Raw genomic sequence first — 15,452 nt, 5'->3', positions numbered from 1 at the left:
CCTTTACACCTATCAGTCGTTCAATGCGAATCTTCCCAATGGTCAACAAGCTGGTTCGCAAATGCAGCCGTTGACTGGTCTCCCCGACTGATCCTTTGTCTTCGCCGCTCACTGCGGCATGCGCGTTTCGCGATTCCCTGCGACGTCGCGTGTCGGTAGATGATCCGGCGTATACCTGTGCTTAAGGTGATTAATCGACAACCGCTTTGTGGGGACGCGTACCGGCAGCGCTTGCGGCGCGCGCGATCGCGTCTTCGGTTTGCTGTCGTGCGAGCGCTTCGGAAGCGGGCGCAGCGGACAGCGCCGTCGCCACCGCCGAAGTCACTGCGGACGCGGCCGCATGCGTGCGGCTCTTCATTGCGTCGACGACGGAGCGCACATGGATGTCGTTCTTTTTCGCTTGTGTTTGTCCAACTTCCTGAAGCGCTCCATTCAGCCGCGAAACGATGCAGCCCAGTTCATTGCCGTATCCGGCAACGAGCGTGGCGATCCCGTTGGCCGCGCTCCATTGGATCGCGGGCCACTCAACCGGGTTGCGAGCACTACCGAGCATGCTCATGGTTTTCAGCATTTCGCCGTTCAGCTGGTTAATCATATGCAGATTGAGTACCGCAACCGATTGCGCCTCCCGAACGACGGGATTGGCCCACGCGTAGAGAGCGGAAATACCGGGCTCCCACGCCGAAATGACACCTGCGGAATTCCGAGTGTTCATTGACGCGACTCCGTTAGTCTTACTAATTAGCTCATTGCGACCTGCACAGCGGGCCGCGCTGCGCGATGCAAATAGCATGGACGTTCGAGCACAAAGCATTGTTTGTGCAAAGCACCATTAGAACCATCATTCTAAACACATCATTTGACAATTTTTGAACAGTCTTATGTCGGTAGTTACCCTGGGTTGTCGTCCCGCTTTTCTACATGTTGGGACGATTCGTGTCGACGACCGGCCGGTCGGGATGGTCGAAACGGGGGCGTCGAAGGCAAATTTTCCGTCGCGCGACGCTCCTACGCAGCGATCCCGATCGCTCTTTTACATCACGTTGTGATATATAATTGAAATAGAGGATGCAGCGGATGTACCCATCAGGGAGACGACATCATGGTCATCAATAGCGATTTCGAAATCGCTTTTCTCGTCGGTTCGTTCACGCTGCTTGGCGTGATTCTCGTCGGCAGTCTGTTGACTGCCGTGCATCTCGAACGATGGCATCCGAAGCTGATCGGCGCTGCAATCGGCGCATTGCTCGGCATTGCGCTGATCGAGGCTGTTCCGCTCATTACGTGAGCGGCATCGGGTACCGCTGTGATTCCGTTCAAACGCATCCTGCTCTGCTATGACGGCACGTCAGAAGGCCGTCGCGCATTGCGCTGCGGCGCATCGCTCGCAAAGCAGCTCGATGCGCAAACGCATCTGCTTTCCGTGGTCGATTCATCGTGGTGGTCGAGTGGCTACGACGTGCTTTCGTCGATGGCATTCGACATCGACGAGCAGGCGGCACGCGAAGTATTGAACGACGGTATCGAGCGGCTATCCGCGTGCGGCATCAGCGCGACGGGACATTTCTGCGTGGGCGATCCCGTTGACCGCATCGCGACGATGGCCGACCGGCTGCGCGCCGATCTGATCGTCATCGGGCATCATCATCTCGGACCCTTCGCGCGCTGGTGGACGGGCGAGCGTCATGCGCAACTGCTCGACCGCGTGGGTTGCGGCATTCTCTTCGAGGTTTCACCCGACACCGTGCCCTGAGCGGGCAGGCGTCGAACCTTGAATCACAGTCCCCAAAGAATGTCCGCGTTTTGTCTGCGCGCTTCGCGCAGCATGTCGAGGAAAGGCCATGCGCGCTGCGAGAAACCCGCGTGCTGATGCTGATGATGTCCGGCGCTGGACGCCTTGGCCGCTTCATATGCAGCGGCCGTCTGCTTGTCGTCGACGATAGCGGCTTCGAGACGGCGTATCGCTTCGGGTAAATCGTCGCGGGCAATGACGCCCCGATTGTCGAGCCGCTTGCCGATCAACCCCAGCAGATATTGCGCGAGGTCGCGGAGCATGATGACGTCCGGCGTGGCCGGTGACTGGAAGGTGACGAGCAAGGCAACTCCCCTGTAGTGAATTCAGGGCCTTCGTAGCGGTTGCGTCCCCGGGGAAAACGCTCGTTCCTTCACGGAGGTAGTTGGAATTGCAGCGCGATGATTTCCGCCTGCATCGTTAGCGCCGTCCCGCTCATGCTGCAGCCGCCCGAAGGCTCACTTCCATTTTATATCATATTGTGATCCATTGTGGCGAAAGTGGTTTTCCCGCTTCAACAGCCTTCGTCCGTTGAATCGCGACAACCCTGATCGTCCTGATCCCGCTCGTCGTGCTCCGCTTCCGCTTCGTCCAGATGATTGGCCAGCAGCGCATAGAAGATACGGTCGTATAGCGAAGGATTCGTTCTGTCACGCCAGCCGCGCGCCTTGGCGATGGTTTTTGCGGTTTCGTGCGCGGATTGAAACAGCGCCTGTACATGATCCATATCCATACACAGGATGTCGGCATGCAGGCCACCCGGCTTGAGGCAGCGCAAGCCTCGATCAACGGCTGCTTTGCCACGCAATTCGTCCATTCGCCCTGATCGGACACGAAGCTACAGATGCAGCCAGTACATGTCGGGAATCGCGCGGTCTTCGTCCGACATGAACGGATTGTCCAGCCGGATGATTTTCCGGCCGCCCGGATTCGTGCGCTTCAGCGCATTCTGGATATATGGATGCGTGTTGAACAGCTTCAGATACGAGCCATCGCGCCACGCTGCCGCAAAGCCTCGCGCGATCGTCGCCGCGAGCCGCTCGTGATTCGGCGACACATAGAACAGAAAGTCCGATCGATACGCGAGCAGCAGACGGTTCTCGACGGCGAGTCCGGGCTCGGTGTCCTTGCGCGATTCGATCTCCGGGTAAGCCTCGACCAAGCCGCGCGGAAAATAGTCGACGCGCTTGCCCTCCACCATCCTGAAGATCGTTTCGTAGGTCGAAGGCGTCTGCACGGGAAGGCCCGCGTTGCGCATGATTTCCGTGTCGATCCAGCCGAGCCCCTGCACGGCCGTCATCGAACGCAGATCGTCGAGCGTTTCGATCCTGTCGAAATCAGGCTGCCTGTCCTGTCTGATGATGAATACGCGATACCCGATCAGCCCGCGATGAATCGGAATATGCACGACGTTCAGGCCGCGCTCGGCCTGCGCCTCCATGCTCGTCCAGTGGAGATTGATCGTCGTGCCGTTGGCGAGTTCGGCAAGCGCGCGGCCGCGCTCCATCACGAGTTCGATCTGACGCGCGGTGTATGTCGCATTGGCCGCTTTCATCGCGAGATCGAGCGTCGCGAGCGCGAATGCCGCGTGCACATCCCTGCCCGGCCTGATCTGCGGATAGACGATATCGAAGTGTTCGCCCGATGCGGCTCGCGCAGCCAGCGCCGCGCCCGCGGCACTCGCCGCGGCAAATAGGAAACGCCTGCGATGCATAAATACGCGTGACAAATACAGGAACGTGCGGGTTGCTCGCGCATAGTCGAGCTTGAGCAGATCGTGTCACGGACCAGACTGGCGTCGACATTCGGATAAACCCGCTGACATATTGCAAACACAATACTTACTGCGCGCATTCACGCGCGCGGCGCATGTGCGGCGCAATGCCGCGGCTACTCGACAATCAGCCCATGGCGGATCGCGTAGCGGATGACTTCGGCGTTGTTGGCGAGGCCGAGCTTCTGCATCAGGCGCATCTTGTGCGTGCTGATCGTCTTCGCGCTGAGCGCGCAGATATCGGCGATCTCGTTGATGCTCCTGCCTGCGGCGAGCATCTGCAACACCTGAAATTCGCGGTCGGAGAGCACTTCATGCGGCGGCATGTCGCCGCGATGCGTCTCGAACACCATCGCATCGACCAGCTTCGGATCGATGAAACGCCCGCCGTCCGCCAGCTTGCGGATGGCCGCGAGCAGCACATCGGGGTCGCTGTCTTTCGTCAGATAGCCCGTCGCGCCCGCGCGCAGCGCGCGCGACGCGACCTGCGCTTCGTCGTGGATGCTCAGCACCAGCACGGGCAGCGCAGGCTGTTCGGCACGTACGCGGCGAATCAGATCGACGCCGCTGATGCCCGGCATCGTCATGTCGAGCAGAAGAAGATCGACGGCACAGCTGCGCAGCTTGTCGACGACTTCCGAGCCTTGCGCCGCTTCCGCCGCGACGACCATGTCGCTCGTCGTCGCGATGATCTGCCTGAGTCCGCCGCGGACGATCGCGTGGTCGTCGGCAATGAGTATCCTGATCATGTTTTATGACCGCCATCGAGCGGAATGTGAATCGAAACCGTGGTGCCCGCACCCGGCGCGCTGTCGATCGAAAGCGTCGCGCCGATCAGCCGCGCACGTTCATACATGCCGAGCAGGCCATACGAATACTCGCGGCGCGCCGCTTCGCGGTCGAAGCCCCTGCCGTCATCGCGCACGCGCAGTTCGAGCAGCTCCGCCGTCGACACCAGCGACACATCGACATGCGTCGCCTTCGCATGCCGCGCCACATTGGTGAGCGACGCCTGCACGATGCGGAACACGGCCGTCGCGTGCGCGTCCGACAACGCGGGCTCGCCGCCCTCGATGCGCAGTTCGCAGGGAATCGCGTTACGCCGGTTGAACTCGTCGACGAGCCATTCCAGCGCCGACACGATGCCGAAGTTGAGCGCGGCGGGCCGCAAATGGCTCGCCACGTTGCGCACCATCCAGATCGTACCTTCGACGAGTTCGCGCATGTCGTCGGCCTTCTTCGTCGCTTCCGCGTCGTGCGCGAGGCGCATCTTCAGCAACGAGACGTCCATCTTGAGCGCCGTCAGCAACTGTCCGAGTTCGTCGTGAATCTCCATCGCGATACGCTTTCTTTCCTCCTCACGGATCGCTTCCATGTACGCGGAAAGCTCGCGCTGCTGCTCGCGCGATTCGACCAGCTCCTGCTCCATCTGCTTGCGTCCCGTGATGTCGTTCATGCCGACGTAGATCGCGGGCGAGTCGTCGTAAGTCGCGACGCGCGCCGTTGCCATCGCCCAGAAGCGCGTACCGTCGGGACGCTGGAATCGGACCTCCGTATCGCGCAGACTCCCCTCCGTTCTCAGATGACCGATCAACCGCTCACGCTCCAGCGGGTCCGCGTAGAAGTCCGCGATGTTCTCGGCCACGCCCGCGCTCATGCCGAACAGCGCGCGCAGCGGCTCGTTCGTGTAGAGGATGCGCCCATCCGGCATCGACGTGATGCACAACGGCACAGGACTCGTTTCGACGATTGCGCGAAAGCGCGCTTCGCTTGCCTGCAAGCGCGCGTCGGCGCGTCGGCGTTCGTCGATCTGCGCCTGCAGATTGGCATTGGCGCGCGCCAGTTCTTCCGTGCGCAATGCGACGCGCCGTTCGAGATCGTCGCGCACCTGCTTGAGGGCTGCCTCCGTTTCCTTGCGCACGGCCACTTCGGCGAGCAGCTGCCGGTTCTGCGCGACGAGTTGCGTGTGCATCGCGCGCAGTTCGAGATGCACGCCGACGCGCGCGAGCATTTCGTCGACACGCAGCGGCTTCGTCACGTAATCGACGCCGCCCGCCGCGAAACCTTCCACGCGATCTTCGTTGCCCGTCAGCGAGGTCATAAAGATCACGGCGATGTCGCGCGTGCGCGCGTCGCGCTTCAGCCGGCGGCAGGTCTCGAAGCCGTCGATGCCGGGCATCTTCACGTCGAGCAGAATCAGATCGGGCTGCGTGAATGCCGCGCGTTCGAGCGCCTCGAGGCCGTCGAGCGCGACCAGCACGCGGATGCCGCGCGCTTCGAGACTCTCGACCACGACGCCGAGATTGGCGGGCGTATCGTCGACGATCAGGATCGTCCCTGTTTGCGCAGCGGATGCGGCGAGATGGCTCATGACGCCGTGTTCCCTTCGAGATAGCGCTCCACCAGTTGCAGGATCGCCTTCGACTGATACGCGCGCGCCAGCTGATGCAGCCGCGCGGCGAATGCGGCGTGCGGCGGATCGCTGGCCGCGATGCGCTCCGCCCATTGCACGATGCCGCTCATGTTGCCGTCGCGCGCGAGGCGGTGCAGCTCGCTCATCGCATCGGCGGGCATGCTCGCCGGGCAGGCCGCCGGCGTGTCCAGTGCGGCCTCCGGCTGCACAGCGGCACGAATCCATTCGATGCCGAGCAATTCGCCGATGCGCGCCAGCAGGACGTCGAAATCGACGGGCTTGGTGATGAACGCATTCGCGCCCGCTTCGATGCTGCTTGCGCCGTCCACGCCGAACGGCGACGCCGAAATCGCGATGATGGGCGTGTGCGCAAATTCCGGCATCGTGCGCAAACGTCGCACTACATCGAGACCGCCAATGCCGGGCATCACGATGTCCGTGAGGATCAGATCGGGGCTCTCCGCCTGCGCGATCGCGATACCGTCCGCGCCGCTCGACGCTTGCGTCGTGGCGAAGCCGATCCGCGACAGCAGTTCGATGATGACGGCGCGGTTGATCTGCACGTCGTCGATCACGAGCACCTTGCGGTGCGGACCTTCATAGCCCGTGACGATCGCGGCGGCGCTTGCCGCCTGCGATATGCACGGTTCGATGAGCGCGGCCGGCAGTTCGAACCAGAACACGCTGCCGCGCCCGACAACGCTGTCGACCTTCACCTCGCCGCCCATCGCGCGCACGAACTGGCGGCTGATCGCGAGTCCGAGCCCCGTGCCGCCCGCGCGCCGTTCCGCGACGCCCGCCTGCTCGAACGGCATGAAGATTTTCTCGTGATACTCGGCGGGAATGCCGATGCCCGTGTCGTGCACCTCGAAGCGGACCGCTCCGCTTTCGCCGCGCCCGATCAGCAGGCGCACGCCGCCGCCGTCGGTGAACTTCACCGCGTTCGACAGCAGATTCAGCAGCACCTGCCGCAAGCGGTGTTCGTCGGCGCGCACGCCGCATGGCGCGTCGGCGGCGACGCTGCACTCGAACGCGAGCCGCCGCTGCTCCGCCTTCACGCCGATGATCTCGCGGATCGTATCGACGAGCCCCGCCAGCGGCACGTCGCAAATCTCGATGCGCAGCTTGCCCGCTTCGACCTTGGCGAAATCGAGTGTCTCGTCGATCAGCGTCAGCAGATGCTCGCCGCTTTGCTGAATCACGGCGACGCCGTCGCGCTGACGCAGGCTCAGCGTGTCGTCGCGTCCGAGAATCTGCGCATAGCCGAGAATGCCGTTGAGCGGCGTGCGCAGTTCGTGGCTAAGGTTCGCGAGGAACTCGCCTTTCGCGCGGTTCGCCGCTTCCGCCATGTGCCGCGCTTCGCGTTCGACGGCGGCCTCGCGCTCGTCGAGATAAGCGCGATGCAGCCGCGTTCCCATTGCGTTGAACGCCGACACCACGCGGTCGAGTTCGTCCGGCTCGCGCGGCGGCTTGCGCTGCAGCACGAACGGACGCGGCGCTTCGTGAAAGTCGTAGTCGCTGACGCTGCGTGCGATCGCCGCGAGATGCCGCGTCACGAGCCGCGACAGAATGTAAAACGTGAACAGCGCGACGAGAAACGTATTCGCGCCCTGGCTCACGAGAATCACGAGCGCGGTGCGCGTGAGGTCGTGATAGAGATTGGCGAGCGTCGCTTCGACATACAGCGTGCCGATCTGCTGCTCCTTGTCCTGCACGCGGTACATGATGGGAAACTCTCGCGCGACTCTCATGCCGGACATGCGCTCGCGCTGGCCCGCACTCACCACCATCGACGAACTCACGGGCGGCAACTCGCGCACTTCGGCGGCGCGGATATCGCGCAGGCGCAGCATGCCTTCGAGTTCGAGTTGCAGCTGCGGCTGGTCGAGGCGCCACAGCGCTTCGCCGAGGCTGTCGCGATAGCTACGGTCGATATCGACGAGACGGCTCTGGATCTGCTCGAAGCCGCTCTGGTAGTCGCGGAACAGCTGCACCGCGGTCAGGATCAGCGTGATCGCGCAACTGAAGGCGAGCACCGTCCCGAGCAGCCGCAGCACCACGCTGCGCCGCACGTAACGGAGCCCGCTCCACCATGCGTCGAACCTGTCGAGAGCCATATTCCCCCGCGAGTGCCGCCGTTCTGGTTGTCCTATTCTGCACTCGATGCCAAAGACCGGTCTACCGCGCCCACACCGGGTTTCAAACGTCCGATCTTTACCCCATCGTTTCCGGCACTTCGCCGGGCACCGTCAGCCTGACCGTACGCGCCGGCCGCCCGACCAGCTCGTCGATCAGCGCGGCCATTTCGCACAACGCGTGAAAGGCCTCGTCGTCGATCTGATCGCCGTGATACCGCTGCAGATCGCGCATTGTTTCGCCAAGACGCCGCAACGCGCCGGGCGTGCTGTCGATCATGGGCCAGCAATGCATCAGATACGCGAGCGCGGTGACGCAGCGCGTGTCGCACCACACATCGAACAACCGCAGACAGAGCGAATTGACGCGCTCCGCGGTATTCTCACGCTCGGACGGATAGGCATTCATGACACGTCGGCTCGGCAATACGTTTCGATGGCTCATGATCCGCGAGCCGATTTTGTGTCGCAGTCAGCGCAGGCTGGAAAATCCGCGTGCGACATCCTGATTCACGCGTCAGGAAATCCTGAACGCGGTTCGCCCGCCCAAGCCCACTGCCGATGCGTGAAAACCCTTGTATGACGTTGATCGACGCGCTTTCGGCCAGGGAAATCCTGACGCTTCAAATCAGCGCTTCCTGAACGCACATTCCGCCCCCGCCGATTGGTGGCGCAGCGCGTTGTCCCTAGCATCGGTTCATCGGGCATCGAGGGGACACGCATGGCGGCGGGCAACACATCACTTCGCTTTCAGGTCGAGAAACTGGTGGGCTCGACGCGCGGCGACAAGGCACGCGTGCGGCTGCTGGAGCGCTCGCGAATGGGTGGCACCCGCCGGGTCTGCATCCAGTTCGAACGGCCGACCGGGTCGTTCTCGCTGTTCTTCTTTCGCCATGCCGACGGGACATGGCATGTGTTCCCGCCCGACCGGCGCCGCCCGGAGATGGGCATGTGCCGCATCGCGGCCTGACCGCACCGCAAGACGGCCGTTATCCGGCCTGCGGCGGGAGCACAGCATCAGATGGGAGACGCACATGATTGACGACGCTTCGAACGCCCTGCCGCAGTACGTGATCGATCTGCGCACATGGATCAGCGACTGGTACGACCACGCGTTCAAGGTGGGCCTCGTTCGCCCGCCCTTTACGCTCGACGACGCGACGGCCGACCGGCTCGAAGGCTACTTCAAGGCCGGACTGACACCCGTCGAAGGCGCGATCGCGTTCTTCGGCACCGTGCACTGAGAGGCCGCGCATGAAGTTCGAAGCATTCGATTCGCGTTTGTCGCAGATGCTGCGGGCGATGCCGGCGGCCACGATCGCCGAACTGACGGACGGCATGATCGCGTGGTGGAACGGCGCGCGCGTGGTCTATGCGTGGGTTGGCGACGACGCGCACGACGAGGCACACCCCGCAGCGCGCGAACTGGACCTCGCCGACGACTGGGGCCAGTTTCACGACTGGCTCGCGGCGTGGATCGACGAGCCGCGCTTCAGCGTGCGGCCCGAGCCGCTAGGCGTGGGACGCGATACGGAGTAGACGGACGCCCGGTTCCCACTCAAACGAGCGGCATTTCATCCGCCGCGTGCTGCCCGCTCGTCGCGTGACGCTTCTTCATCGTCGACGGATCGCGCACGATGGTCACGGCGCACGGCGCATACGCCAGCACCTGGCGCGCCACCGAGCCGATCAGCCAGCGGTCGAACGGCGTATGGCCGCGATGGCCCACGACGAGATGATCGATATCGTGCTGCTCCGCGTAGAGCACGATTTCCTTCGCGGGCTGCCCGATCACGAGATCGAACTCGGGATATTCGTTCGACGACGCGAGCTTGGCCTTGACGTCGTCGAGCACTTCGTTCGCGTGACGCAACTCGTAGTCGACCATTTCCTTTCTTTCGAGTTCGATGGCGCCCCAGTCGGGCGCGCGCGCCACGACGAGCACATGCAGGCGCGCGTCGAAGCGCTTCGCGAGATCGACGGCGAACGTCACCGCATGGCGCGCGGACGGCGACCCGTCATAACCAACGAGTATGTTGTGCATGATTCGCTCCCCTCAGGTTCGAACCGGAGCGAGCTGCGAAGCAACGGCGAGCGGATCAGTTGTCGTCGCTTCGGCTCGGAAGATGCTCGTGCGTGACGGGCTCGGCCGCGTCGGCGTCGGGAAGGTCGTCGTGCGCGGGTTTGGCCGGCTGCTTGCCGGTTTCGGTTTGCGCGGGGTCGAGAGGTTTGCCTTTCGGCTCAGCGGATGAATCGGCGGGCATGATGTGCTCCTGCGCTGATCAACACTGTCCTTACCATGATAGACCGCATTGCGACGGGCTGTTTCGCGTGAAAAAGCGTGGTCTGCCAGCTTTGCGGCGCTGCGCAAAACGGCCTGCGCAGGCCGCCTGCGCGTCGCAGCAGGATCGTCCTAGCTATCGCGCGGCCCACATGACAAAGTGACGGGCGTATCCAGCCACAGGAGCTTTTCGTGTCCGCGCCCCAATCTGTTCCGAAGCTCGCCCCCGTCACTTTCCGCCCCTTCACCGCCGACGACATCGCCGCCGCGCACGCGCTGTCGCTGCAAGTCAGCTGGCCGCATCGCGCGGACGACTGGCGGTTCGTCGCCGTCGTCGGCAGTGGCTTCATCGCGGAAAGCGGAGACGGCGTCGTCGGCACGGCGCTGTGCTGGAAGTACGGCGCGAGCGGCGCGTCGCTCGGCATGGTGATCGTGTCGCCGGATCAGCAAGGGCGCGGCATCGGACGCGAACTGATGGAACGGCTGCTCGAAGCACTCGGCGGACGCATCACCGTGCTGCACGCGACGCCCGCCGGCCAGCCGCTCTATGAAAAGCTCGGCTTCACGGCCATCGGGACGATCAACCAGCATCAGGCGAGCGACTTCCGCGTGCCGCACGTCGCGCTGGCACCGGGCGAGCAACTGCGCCCGCTGCAAGCCGCCGACACGCCACGCCTGATCGACCTTGCATCGCGCGCGGGCGGCCTCGACCGCAGTTCGCTGCTGCCTGCGCTGCTCGGCATTGCCGTCGGCGTCGCGCTGGTACGCGGGGGCGAAGTGGCCGGCTTCGCGCTGCGGCGGCCCTTCGGCCGTGGCCACGCGATCGGCCCCGTCGTCGCCGTGAACGCAGACAACGATTCCACCCGCCATGCGCAGGCGCTGGTCGCACATTGCCTTGCCGCAAACGCAGGCGCATTCACCCGCATCGATACGCCCGGCGACGGCGGCCTCTCGCCGTGGCTCGAAGAACTCGGCCTCAGGCGCGTCGATACCGTCGTGAAGATGTCCCGCAACGGCGTACCCGCCAGCGATCCTTCCGTCACGCAGTTCGCCATCGTCAACCAGGCGCTCGGTTAGAACATGACGCTTCTCTACAAGGCCGATCCCGAACGCGGCAAGCAATGGGCGCAGCATTTCGCACACAAGGCGCCCGAGATTCCCTTTCGCCTGTGGCCGGATATGGGCGACGCGGCGTCCGTCCGCTATCTCGCCGCGTGGCAGCCGCCCGACGACCCGGCGCGCACGCTGCCGAATCTCGAAGTGATCTTTTCGGTGGGCGCGGGCATCGACCAGTTCGATCTGTCGCGCGTGCCGCCGCATATCGCCGTCGTGCGGATGATCGAACCGGGTATCGTAGAAGGCATGGTCGAGTATGTGACACAGGCCGTGCTCACCATCCATCGCGATCTGTTCGACTACGCGATCCAGCAGCGCGAGCGGGTCTGGCGCGAAATGCCCGTGCGCGCGGCGGCCACGCGGCGTGTGGGCGTGCTGGGGCTCGGCATGCTCGGCACGGCCGTGCTCGAACGGCTGCGACTGTTCGGCTTTCCGTGCGCAGGCTGGAGCCGTTCGGCGCATGAGATCGAAGGCGTCGAGTGTCATGCGGGCATCGAAGCGCTCGATGCGTTTCTTGCCCGCACCGATATCCTCGTCTGCCTGCTGCCGCTCACCGATGCAACGCGCGGCCTGCTCGACAGGAATCTGCTGGGCAAACTGCCGCGAGGCGCGTCGTTGATCAATGTCGGGCGCGGTCCTCAGCTGAACCAGCAGGATCTGCTCGACGCGCTCGACAGCGGCCAGCTGCAGAACGCGATTCTCGACGTGACCGATCCCGAGCCATTGCCCGAGTCGCATCCGTTCTGGACGCATCCGCGCGTGCGGATCACGCCGCACATCGCAAGCGCGACACGGCCTGAAACCGCCGTCGATGTCGTGCTGGACAATATCCGCCGTCATCGCGACGGCCTGCCGATGCTCGGCGAGATCGACCGCACGCGCGGTTACTGACCAACGCGCTCCCAACCCGCAAAGCCGCGCGCAGCACAAAATGCTGCGCGCGGCCCGCAAAAAACGGCATTTGCGCTTTTCAACGATTTATTTGGCGCATCGGCCGATGCGGCTCTCTCAGTAGTATGGAACGGTCCGCAGCCCATTCCGACAAGAGAACCGCACCATGCCGAATCCATCGCTCATCGAAGCCGACCGCAAACATCTGATCCACCCCGTCGTCAGCTATCGCGCGCATGAAGCGCGCGGCGTCACCGTGCTGGACTCCGCGCAGGGCGTGTTCCTGCGCGATATCGACGGCAACGAACTGCTCGACGCCTTCTCCGGCCTCTGGTGCGTGAACACCGGGTATGGTCATCAAAGCATCGTCGATGCAGCCACGCGGCAGATGGCCCGTCTGCCCTATGCGACGGGCTATTTTCATTTCGGCTCGGAGCCGGCCATCGAACTTGCCGCGCAGCTTGTCGAACTGTCGCCCGCTTCGCTGCAGCATGTGTACTTCACGCTCGGCGGATCGGACGCCGTCGATTCCGCGCTGCGCTTCATCACGCACTACTACAACGCGACAGGGCGTCCGGCGAAGAAGCACGTCATCGCGCTGCAACGCGGGTATCACGGCTCGTCGTCGATTGGCGCAGGGCTGACGGCGCTGCCCGCGTTCCATCGCCACTTCGACGTGCCGCTGCCGACGCAGCATCACATACCGTCGCCGTATGCGTACCGCAACGATTTCTCCGACGACGCCGCACTGATCGCCGCGTCCGTCGCCGCGCTCGAAGCAAAGGTCAAAGCGCTCGGCGCGGACAACGTCGCTGCATTCTTCTGCGAGCCGATCCAGGGCTCGGGCGGCGTGATCGTGCCGCCCGTCGGCTGGTTGAAGGCGATGCGCGACGCGTGCCGCAAGCTCGGCATCCTGTTCGTCGCCGACGAGGTCATTACAGGCTTCGGCCGCACAGGCCCCCTCTTCGCGTGCGAAGCAGAAGGCGTCGAACCGGACCTGATGACGGTCGCCAAGGGCCTGACGGCGGGCTATGCGCCGATGGGCGCGGTGCTGATGTCGGATGCCGTCTATCAGGGCATCGCCGACGGCGGCGACGTCGCGGCGGCAATCGGCCACGGACACACGTATTCGGCGCATCCGGTGAGCGCTGCAATAGGACTCGAAGTGATGCGCCTCTATCACGAAGGCGGGCTGCTGGCGAACGGCCAGGCGCGCGCGCCGCGCTTTGCGCAAGGGCTCGACGCGCTGCTCGCGCATCCCCTCGTCGGCGACTCGCGGCATCGCGGGCTGCTGGGCGCGCTCGAACTCGTGTCGGACAAAACCAGCAAGCAGGGCTTCGATGCGTCGCTCAAGCTGCCCGACCGCATCGCCGCCTCCGCTTATGCCAACGGCCTCGTATTTCGCGCATTCGGCGACAACATTCTCGGCTTCGCGCCGGCGCTGTGCTATACGGAAAGCGAGTTCGACATGCTGTTCGAGCGCCTCGAAAAGACGCTCGACGACGTGCTCGCAGAAGCCGACGTGCGCGCCGCCTTGAAGGGTTCGAACGAATTTAAACGCCGTGCAGCTGCGTGATACCATCGACCGACCCTTCGACATGCGGGACCGACCGACTCACGATGAGCACCGACTGCAAGCTGGACCGAATCGATCTGCGCATCCTCTCGCAACTGCAAAAGCGAGGGCGAATCACGAACGTCGAGCTGGCCGACGCAGTCGGGCTATCGCCCAGTCCCTGCCTGATCCGCGTGAAGCGGCTGGAGAAGGCGGGTTATATCGTGGGGTATGGCGCGCAGATCCAGCTGGAGAAGCTCGGCGACGTGCAGATCGTCTTCACCGAGGTCACGCTCGCCGACCATCGCCGCGAGGACTTCATCAAGTTCGTCAACGCGATCAAGGATGTCGACGAGATCGTCGAGTGCCATCTGGCGAGCGGCGGCTACGACTACCTGCTGAAGTTCGTCACGCGCAGCGTCAGCCACTATCAGAGCATCATCGAAGGGCTGCTGGAACGCGATATCGGCATCGAAAAGTACTTCAGCTACGTGATCATCAAGACGCCGTTCGTGAAGACGCATTACCCGCTCGAAACGCTCTTCTCGCAGAACCATCACTGAGGCACGCCGGGTTCGGCGAGGCGGCCGAACTCGTCGGCCAGAAAGTCAACGCACACGCGCACCTTCGCCGACGAAGCGAGCCGCGCCGGATAGACTGCCCACACGTTCGCGGGCTGCGTGACGCCGGGCAGCACCTGCACGAGCGCGCCGCTGTCCAGCAGCGCGCGCACGTCCCACATCGAACGCAACACGACGCCGCGCCCCGCCAGCGCCCATTGCACGGCCACTTCGCCGTGATTGGTCGAGAGCGGGCCCGTCACCTTCACGGACACGGTTTCGCCGCGCTCCGTCAGACGCCAGATGCCGGATGGATGATCGCGCTCCTTGATCGCGAGGCACTGATGCGCGCCGAGATCCGTCAGCTGACGCGGCGTGCCATGCCGCTTCAGATAAGCAGGCGACGCGCACAGCACGCGATGATTCGACGCGAGCCGTTTGGCGATCAGATGCGGGGCGATCTCGTCGCCGATGCGGATATCGAGGTCGAAGCCTTCGCCCGCTACATCCACGATCCGGTCGAACAAATCGAGTCGCACGCTCAGTTGCGGATAGCGCTCCGTGAGCCGCGCGAGCGCGGGCGCCACGACATGCCGGCCGAAGCCGAAGCTGCTCGACACGCGCAGCGTGCCGCGCGGCACGCGCCGCGTGGTCGACACGTCTTCGACGAGGCGGTCCACGTCGTCGAGAATCTTTTCGGCCCATGCATACACGCGCTCGCCCGCATCCGTAATCGCGACGCGGCGTGTGGAGCGGTGGAAGAGCCGCGTGCCCAGATCGGTTTCGAGCATGTTCACGCGCTTGCTGACGTACGCCGCCGACACCGACAGCGCATCCGCCGCCGCGCTGAAGCTGGCTTTGCGGGCGACGGTGCAGAACACGCGCAGGTCGTCGAGGTTCGGTGATTTATTCACAGTTCGTGCATAGTGGCTTAA

Annotated in this window: 20 protein-coding genes; 9 read left to right on the top strand and 11 right to left on the bottom strand. The window is 63.9% G+C overall.

Features of this window, described 5'->3' with window-relative positions:
- Positions 1-190: 190 nt before the first annotated feature.
- Complete coding sequence (locus tag FRZ40_RS32875; RefSeq protein WP_240057413.1) at positions 191-793, bottom strand: Phasin protein; 603 nt, start codon at positions 791-793, stop codon at positions 191-193.
- A 309-nt stretch (positions 794-1,102) separates the two neighbouring features.
- Here FRZ40_RS32875 and FRZ40_RS32870 point away from each other — a divergent pair, with 309 nt between their 5' ends.
- Positions 1,103-1,288, top strand: coding sequence for a hypothetical protein (locus tag FRZ40_RS32870; protein ID WP_147236998.1), 186 nt, complete (start codon positions 1,103-1,105; stop codon positions 1,286-1,288).
- A gap of 18 nt (positions 1,289-1,306) precedes the next feature.
- On the top strand, positions 1,307-1,753 hold the full coding sequence (locus FRZ40_RS32865; protein ID WP_028366580.1) for a universal stress protein: 447 nt from the start codon (positions 1,307-1,309) through the stop codon (positions 1,751-1,753).
- A 23-nt stretch (positions 1,754-1,776) separates the two neighbouring features.
- On the opposite strand, the gene FRZ40_RS32860 is transcribed toward FRZ40_RS32865, so the two are convergent.
- The 7 genes from FRZ40_RS32860 to FRZ40_RS32830 form a co-directional block, all read right to left on the bottom strand.
- Positions 1,777-2,097 carry a DUF1840 domain-containing protein gene (locus FRZ40_RS32860; protein ID WP_028366581.1) on the bottom strand — a complete coding sequence of 107 codons (321 nt, stop codon included), beginning with the start codon at positions 2,095-2,097 and terminating at the stop codon, positions 1,777-1,779.
- Between the two features lie 209 nt (positions 2,098-2,306).
- On the bottom strand, positions 2,307-2,609 hold the full coding sequence (locus tag FRZ40_RS32855; protein ID WP_147236997.1) for a hypothetical protein: 303 nt from the start codon (positions 2,607-2,609) through the stop codon (positions 2,307-2,309).
- 21 nt (positions 2,610-2,630) lie between these two features.
- Positions 2,631-3,506 (bottom strand): type 2 periplasmic-binding domain-containing protein, encoded by an 876-nt coding sequence (locus tag FRZ40_RS32850; RefSeq protein ID WP_028366583.1) that lies wholly within the window; start codon positions 3,504-3,506, stop codon positions 2,631-2,633.
- Positions 3,507-3,682: 176 nt separating this feature from the next.
- Positions 3,683-4,315, bottom strand: a complete 633-nt coding sequence (locus tag FRZ40_RS32845) for a response regulator (protein WP_028366584.1) — start codon at positions 4,313-4,315, stop codon at positions 3,683-3,685.
- The gene (locus tag FRZ40_RS32840) at positions 4,312-5,937 is read right to left on the bottom strand and encodes a response regulator (protein WP_147236996.1); all 1,626 of its coding nucleotides are present in this window, start codon (positions 5,935-5,937) and stop codon (positions 4,312-4,314) included. Before FRZ40_RS32840 ends, FRZ40_RS32845 begins: the two co-directional genes overlap by 4 nt.
- Positions 5,934-8,096 (bottom strand): hybrid sensor histidine kinase/response regulator, encoded by a 2,163-nt coding sequence (locus FRZ40_RS32835; protein ID WP_147236995.1) that lies wholly within the window; start codon positions 8,094-8,096, stop codon positions 5,934-5,936. The genes FRZ40_RS32840 and FRZ40_RS32835 overlap by 4 nt, the downstream gene beginning before the upstream one ends.
- 97 nt (positions 8,097-8,193) lie before the next feature.
- Complete coding sequence (locus FRZ40_RS32830) at positions 8,194-8,523, bottom strand: hypothetical protein (RefSeq protein ID WP_028366587.1); 330 nt, start codon at positions 8,521-8,523, stop codon at positions 8,194-8,196.
- Positions 8,524-8,835: 312 nt separating this feature from the next.
- Between FRZ40_RS32830 and FRZ40_RS32825 the strand changes: the two genes are divergently transcribed.
- The 3 genes from FRZ40_RS32825 (at position 8,836) to FRZ40_RS32815 (ending at position 9,653) form a co-directional block, all read left to right on the top strand.
- The gene (locus FRZ40_RS32825) at positions 8,836-9,084 is read left to right on the top strand and encodes a hypothetical protein (RefSeq protein WP_028366588.1); all 249 of its coding nucleotides are present in this window, start codon (positions 8,836-8,838) and stop codon (positions 9,082-9,084) included.
- Between the two features lie 64 nt (positions 9,085-9,148).
- On the top strand, positions 9,149-9,358 hold the full coding sequence (locus tag FRZ40_RS32820) for a hypothetical protein (RefSeq protein ID WP_028366589.1): 210 nt from the start codon (positions 9,149-9,151) through the stop codon (positions 9,356-9,358).
- 10 nt (positions 9,359-9,368) lie between these two features.
- The gene (locus FRZ40_RS32815) at positions 9,369-9,653 is read left to right on the top strand and encodes a hypothetical protein (RefSeq protein WP_147236994.1); all 285 of its coding nucleotides are present in this window, start codon (positions 9,369-9,371) and stop codon (positions 9,651-9,653) included.
- A gap of 19 nt (positions 9,654-9,672) precedes the next feature.
- Here the strand turns inward: FRZ40_RS32815 and FRZ40_RS32810 are convergent, their stop codons facing one another.
- Both FRZ40_RS32810 and FRZ40_RS44560 read right to left on the bottom strand, forming a co-directional pair.
- Entirely contained in the window at positions 9,673-10,158 is a 486-nt protein-coding gene (locus tag FRZ40_RS32810) for a universal stress protein (protein ID WP_028366591.1), read from the bottom strand.
- Positions 10,159-10,213: 55 nt separating this feature from the next.
- Positions 10,214-10,378, bottom strand: coding sequence for a hypothetical protein (locus FRZ40_RS44560; RefSeq protein WP_167528732.1), 165 nt, complete (start codon positions 10,376-10,378; stop codon positions 10,214-10,216).
- Between the two features lie 209 nt (positions 10,379-10,587).
- Between FRZ40_RS44560 and FRZ40_RS32805 the strand changes: the two genes are divergently transcribed.
- The 4 genes from FRZ40_RS32805 to FRZ40_RS32790 all read left to right on the top strand — a co-directional run bounded on the left by FRZ40_RS32805 (position 10,588) and on the right by FRZ40_RS32790 (position 14,520).
- Positions 10,588-11,472, top strand: a complete 885-nt coding sequence (locus FRZ40_RS32805) for a GNAT family N-acetyltransferase (protein WP_147236993.1) — start codon at positions 10,588-10,590, stop codon at positions 11,470-11,472.
- Between the two features lie 3 nt (positions 11,473-11,475).
- A complete protein-coding gene (locus tag FRZ40_RS32800; RefSeq protein ID WP_147236992.1) occupies positions 11,476-12,402 on the top strand; it encodes a 2-hydroxyacid dehydrogenase in 927 nt (308 codons plus the stop codon).
- Between the two features lie 166 nt (positions 12,403-12,568).
- Complete coding sequence (locus FRZ40_RS32795; protein WP_147236991.1) at positions 12,569-13,978, top strand: aspartate aminotransferase family protein; 1,410 nt, start codon at positions 12,569-12,571, stop codon at positions 13,976-13,978.
- A gap of 44 nt (positions 13,979-14,022) precedes the next feature.
- Entirely contained in the window at positions 14,023-14,520 is a 498-nt protein-coding gene (locus FRZ40_RS32790) for an Lrp/AsnC family transcriptional regulator (RefSeq protein WP_028366595.1), read from the top strand.
- Here FRZ40_RS32790 and FRZ40_RS32785 read toward each other — a convergent pair.
- Positions 14,514-15,431, bottom strand: coding sequence for a LysR substrate-binding domain-containing protein (locus FRZ40_RS32785; protein WP_147236990.1), 918 nt, complete (start codon positions 15,429-15,431; stop codon positions 14,514-14,516). The two genes, FRZ40_RS32790 and FRZ40_RS32785, sit on opposite strands and share 7 nt — an antisense overlap.
- Between the last annotated feature and the right edge of the window lie 21 nt (positions 15,432-15,452).

The sequence above is a fragment of the Paraburkholderia azotifigens genome, assembly GCF_007995085.1.
Classification (GTDB): Bacteria; Pseudomonadota; Gammaproteobacteria; order Burkholderiales; family Burkholderiaceae; genus Paraburkholderia; species Paraburkholderia azotifigens.
Note: the sequence above shows the minus strand (reverse complement) of the source record. Positions and strands in the feature narration are given on the sequence as shown.

What these genes read in the sequence shown, in the direction of transcription:
- FRZ40_RS32790 (WP_028366595.1), top strand. Translation starts at nt 14,023, where the DNA reads ATGAGCACCGACTGCAAGCTGGACCGAATCGATCTGCGCATCCTCTCG.
- FRZ40_RS32825 (WP_028366588.1), top strand. Translation starts at nt 8,836, where the DNA reads ATGGCGGCGGGCAACACATCACTTCGCTTTCAGGTCGAGAAACTGGTG.
- FRZ40_RS32855 (WP_147236997.1), bottom strand. Translation starts at nt 2,609, where the DNA reads ATGGACGAATTGCGTGGCAAAGCAGCCGTTGATCGAGGCTTGCGCTGC.
- FRZ40_RS32820 (WP_028366589.1), top strand. Translation starts at nt 9,149, where the DNA reads ATGATTGACGACGCTTCGAACGCCCTGCCGCAGTACGTGATCGATCTG.
- FRZ40_RS32830 (WP_028366587.1), bottom strand. Translation starts at nt 8,523, where the DNA reads ATGAATGCCTATCCGTCCGAGCGTGAGAATACCGCGGAGCGCGTCAAT.
- FRZ40_RS32845 (WP_028366584.1), bottom strand. Translation starts at nt 4,315, where the DNA reads ATGATCAGGATACTCATTGCCGACGACCACGCGATCGTCCGCGGCGGA.
- FRZ40_RS32795 (WP_147236991.1), top strand. Translation starts at nt 12,569, where the DNA reads ATGCCGAATCCATCGCTCATCGAAGCCGACCGCAAACATCTGATCCAC.
- FRZ40_RS32810 (WP_028366591.1), bottom strand. Translation starts at nt 10,158, where the DNA reads ATGCACAACATACTCGTTGGTTATGACGGGTCGCCGTCCGCGCGCCAT.
- FRZ40_RS32840 (WP_147236996.1), bottom strand. Translation starts at nt 5,937, where the DNA reads ATGAGCCATCTCGCCGCATCCGCTGCGCAAACAGGGACGATCCTGATC.
- FRZ40_RS32875 (WP_240057413.1), bottom strand. Translation starts at nt 793, where the DNA reads ATGCTATTTGCATCGCGCAGCGCGGCCCGCTGTGCAGGTCGCAATGAG.
- FRZ40_RS32870 (WP_147236998.1), top strand. Translation starts at nt 1,103, where the DNA reads ATGGTCATCAATAGCGATTTCGAAATCGCTTTTCTCGTCGGTTCGTTC.
- FRZ40_RS32800 (WP_147236992.1), top strand. Translation starts at nt 11,476, where the DNA reads ATGACGCTTCTCTACAAGGCCGATCCCGAACGCGGCAAGCAATGGGCG.
- FRZ40_RS44560 (WP_167528732.1), bottom strand. Translation starts at nt 10,378, where the DNA reads ATGCCCGCCGATTCATCCGCTGAGCCGAAAGGCAAACCTCTCGACCCC.
- FRZ40_RS32815 (WP_147236994.1), top strand. Translation starts at nt 9,369, where the DNA reads ATGAAGTTCGAAGCATTCGATTCGCGTTTGTCGCAGATGCTGCGGGCG.
- FRZ40_RS32835 (WP_147236995.1), bottom strand. Translation starts at nt 8,096, where the DNA reads ATGGCTCTCGACAGGTTCGACGCATGGTGGAGCGGGCTCCGTTACGTG.
- FRZ40_RS32850 (WP_028366583.1), bottom strand. Translation starts at nt 3,506, where the DNA reads ATGCATCGCAGGCGTTTCCTATTTGCCGCGGCGAGTGCCGCGGGCGCG.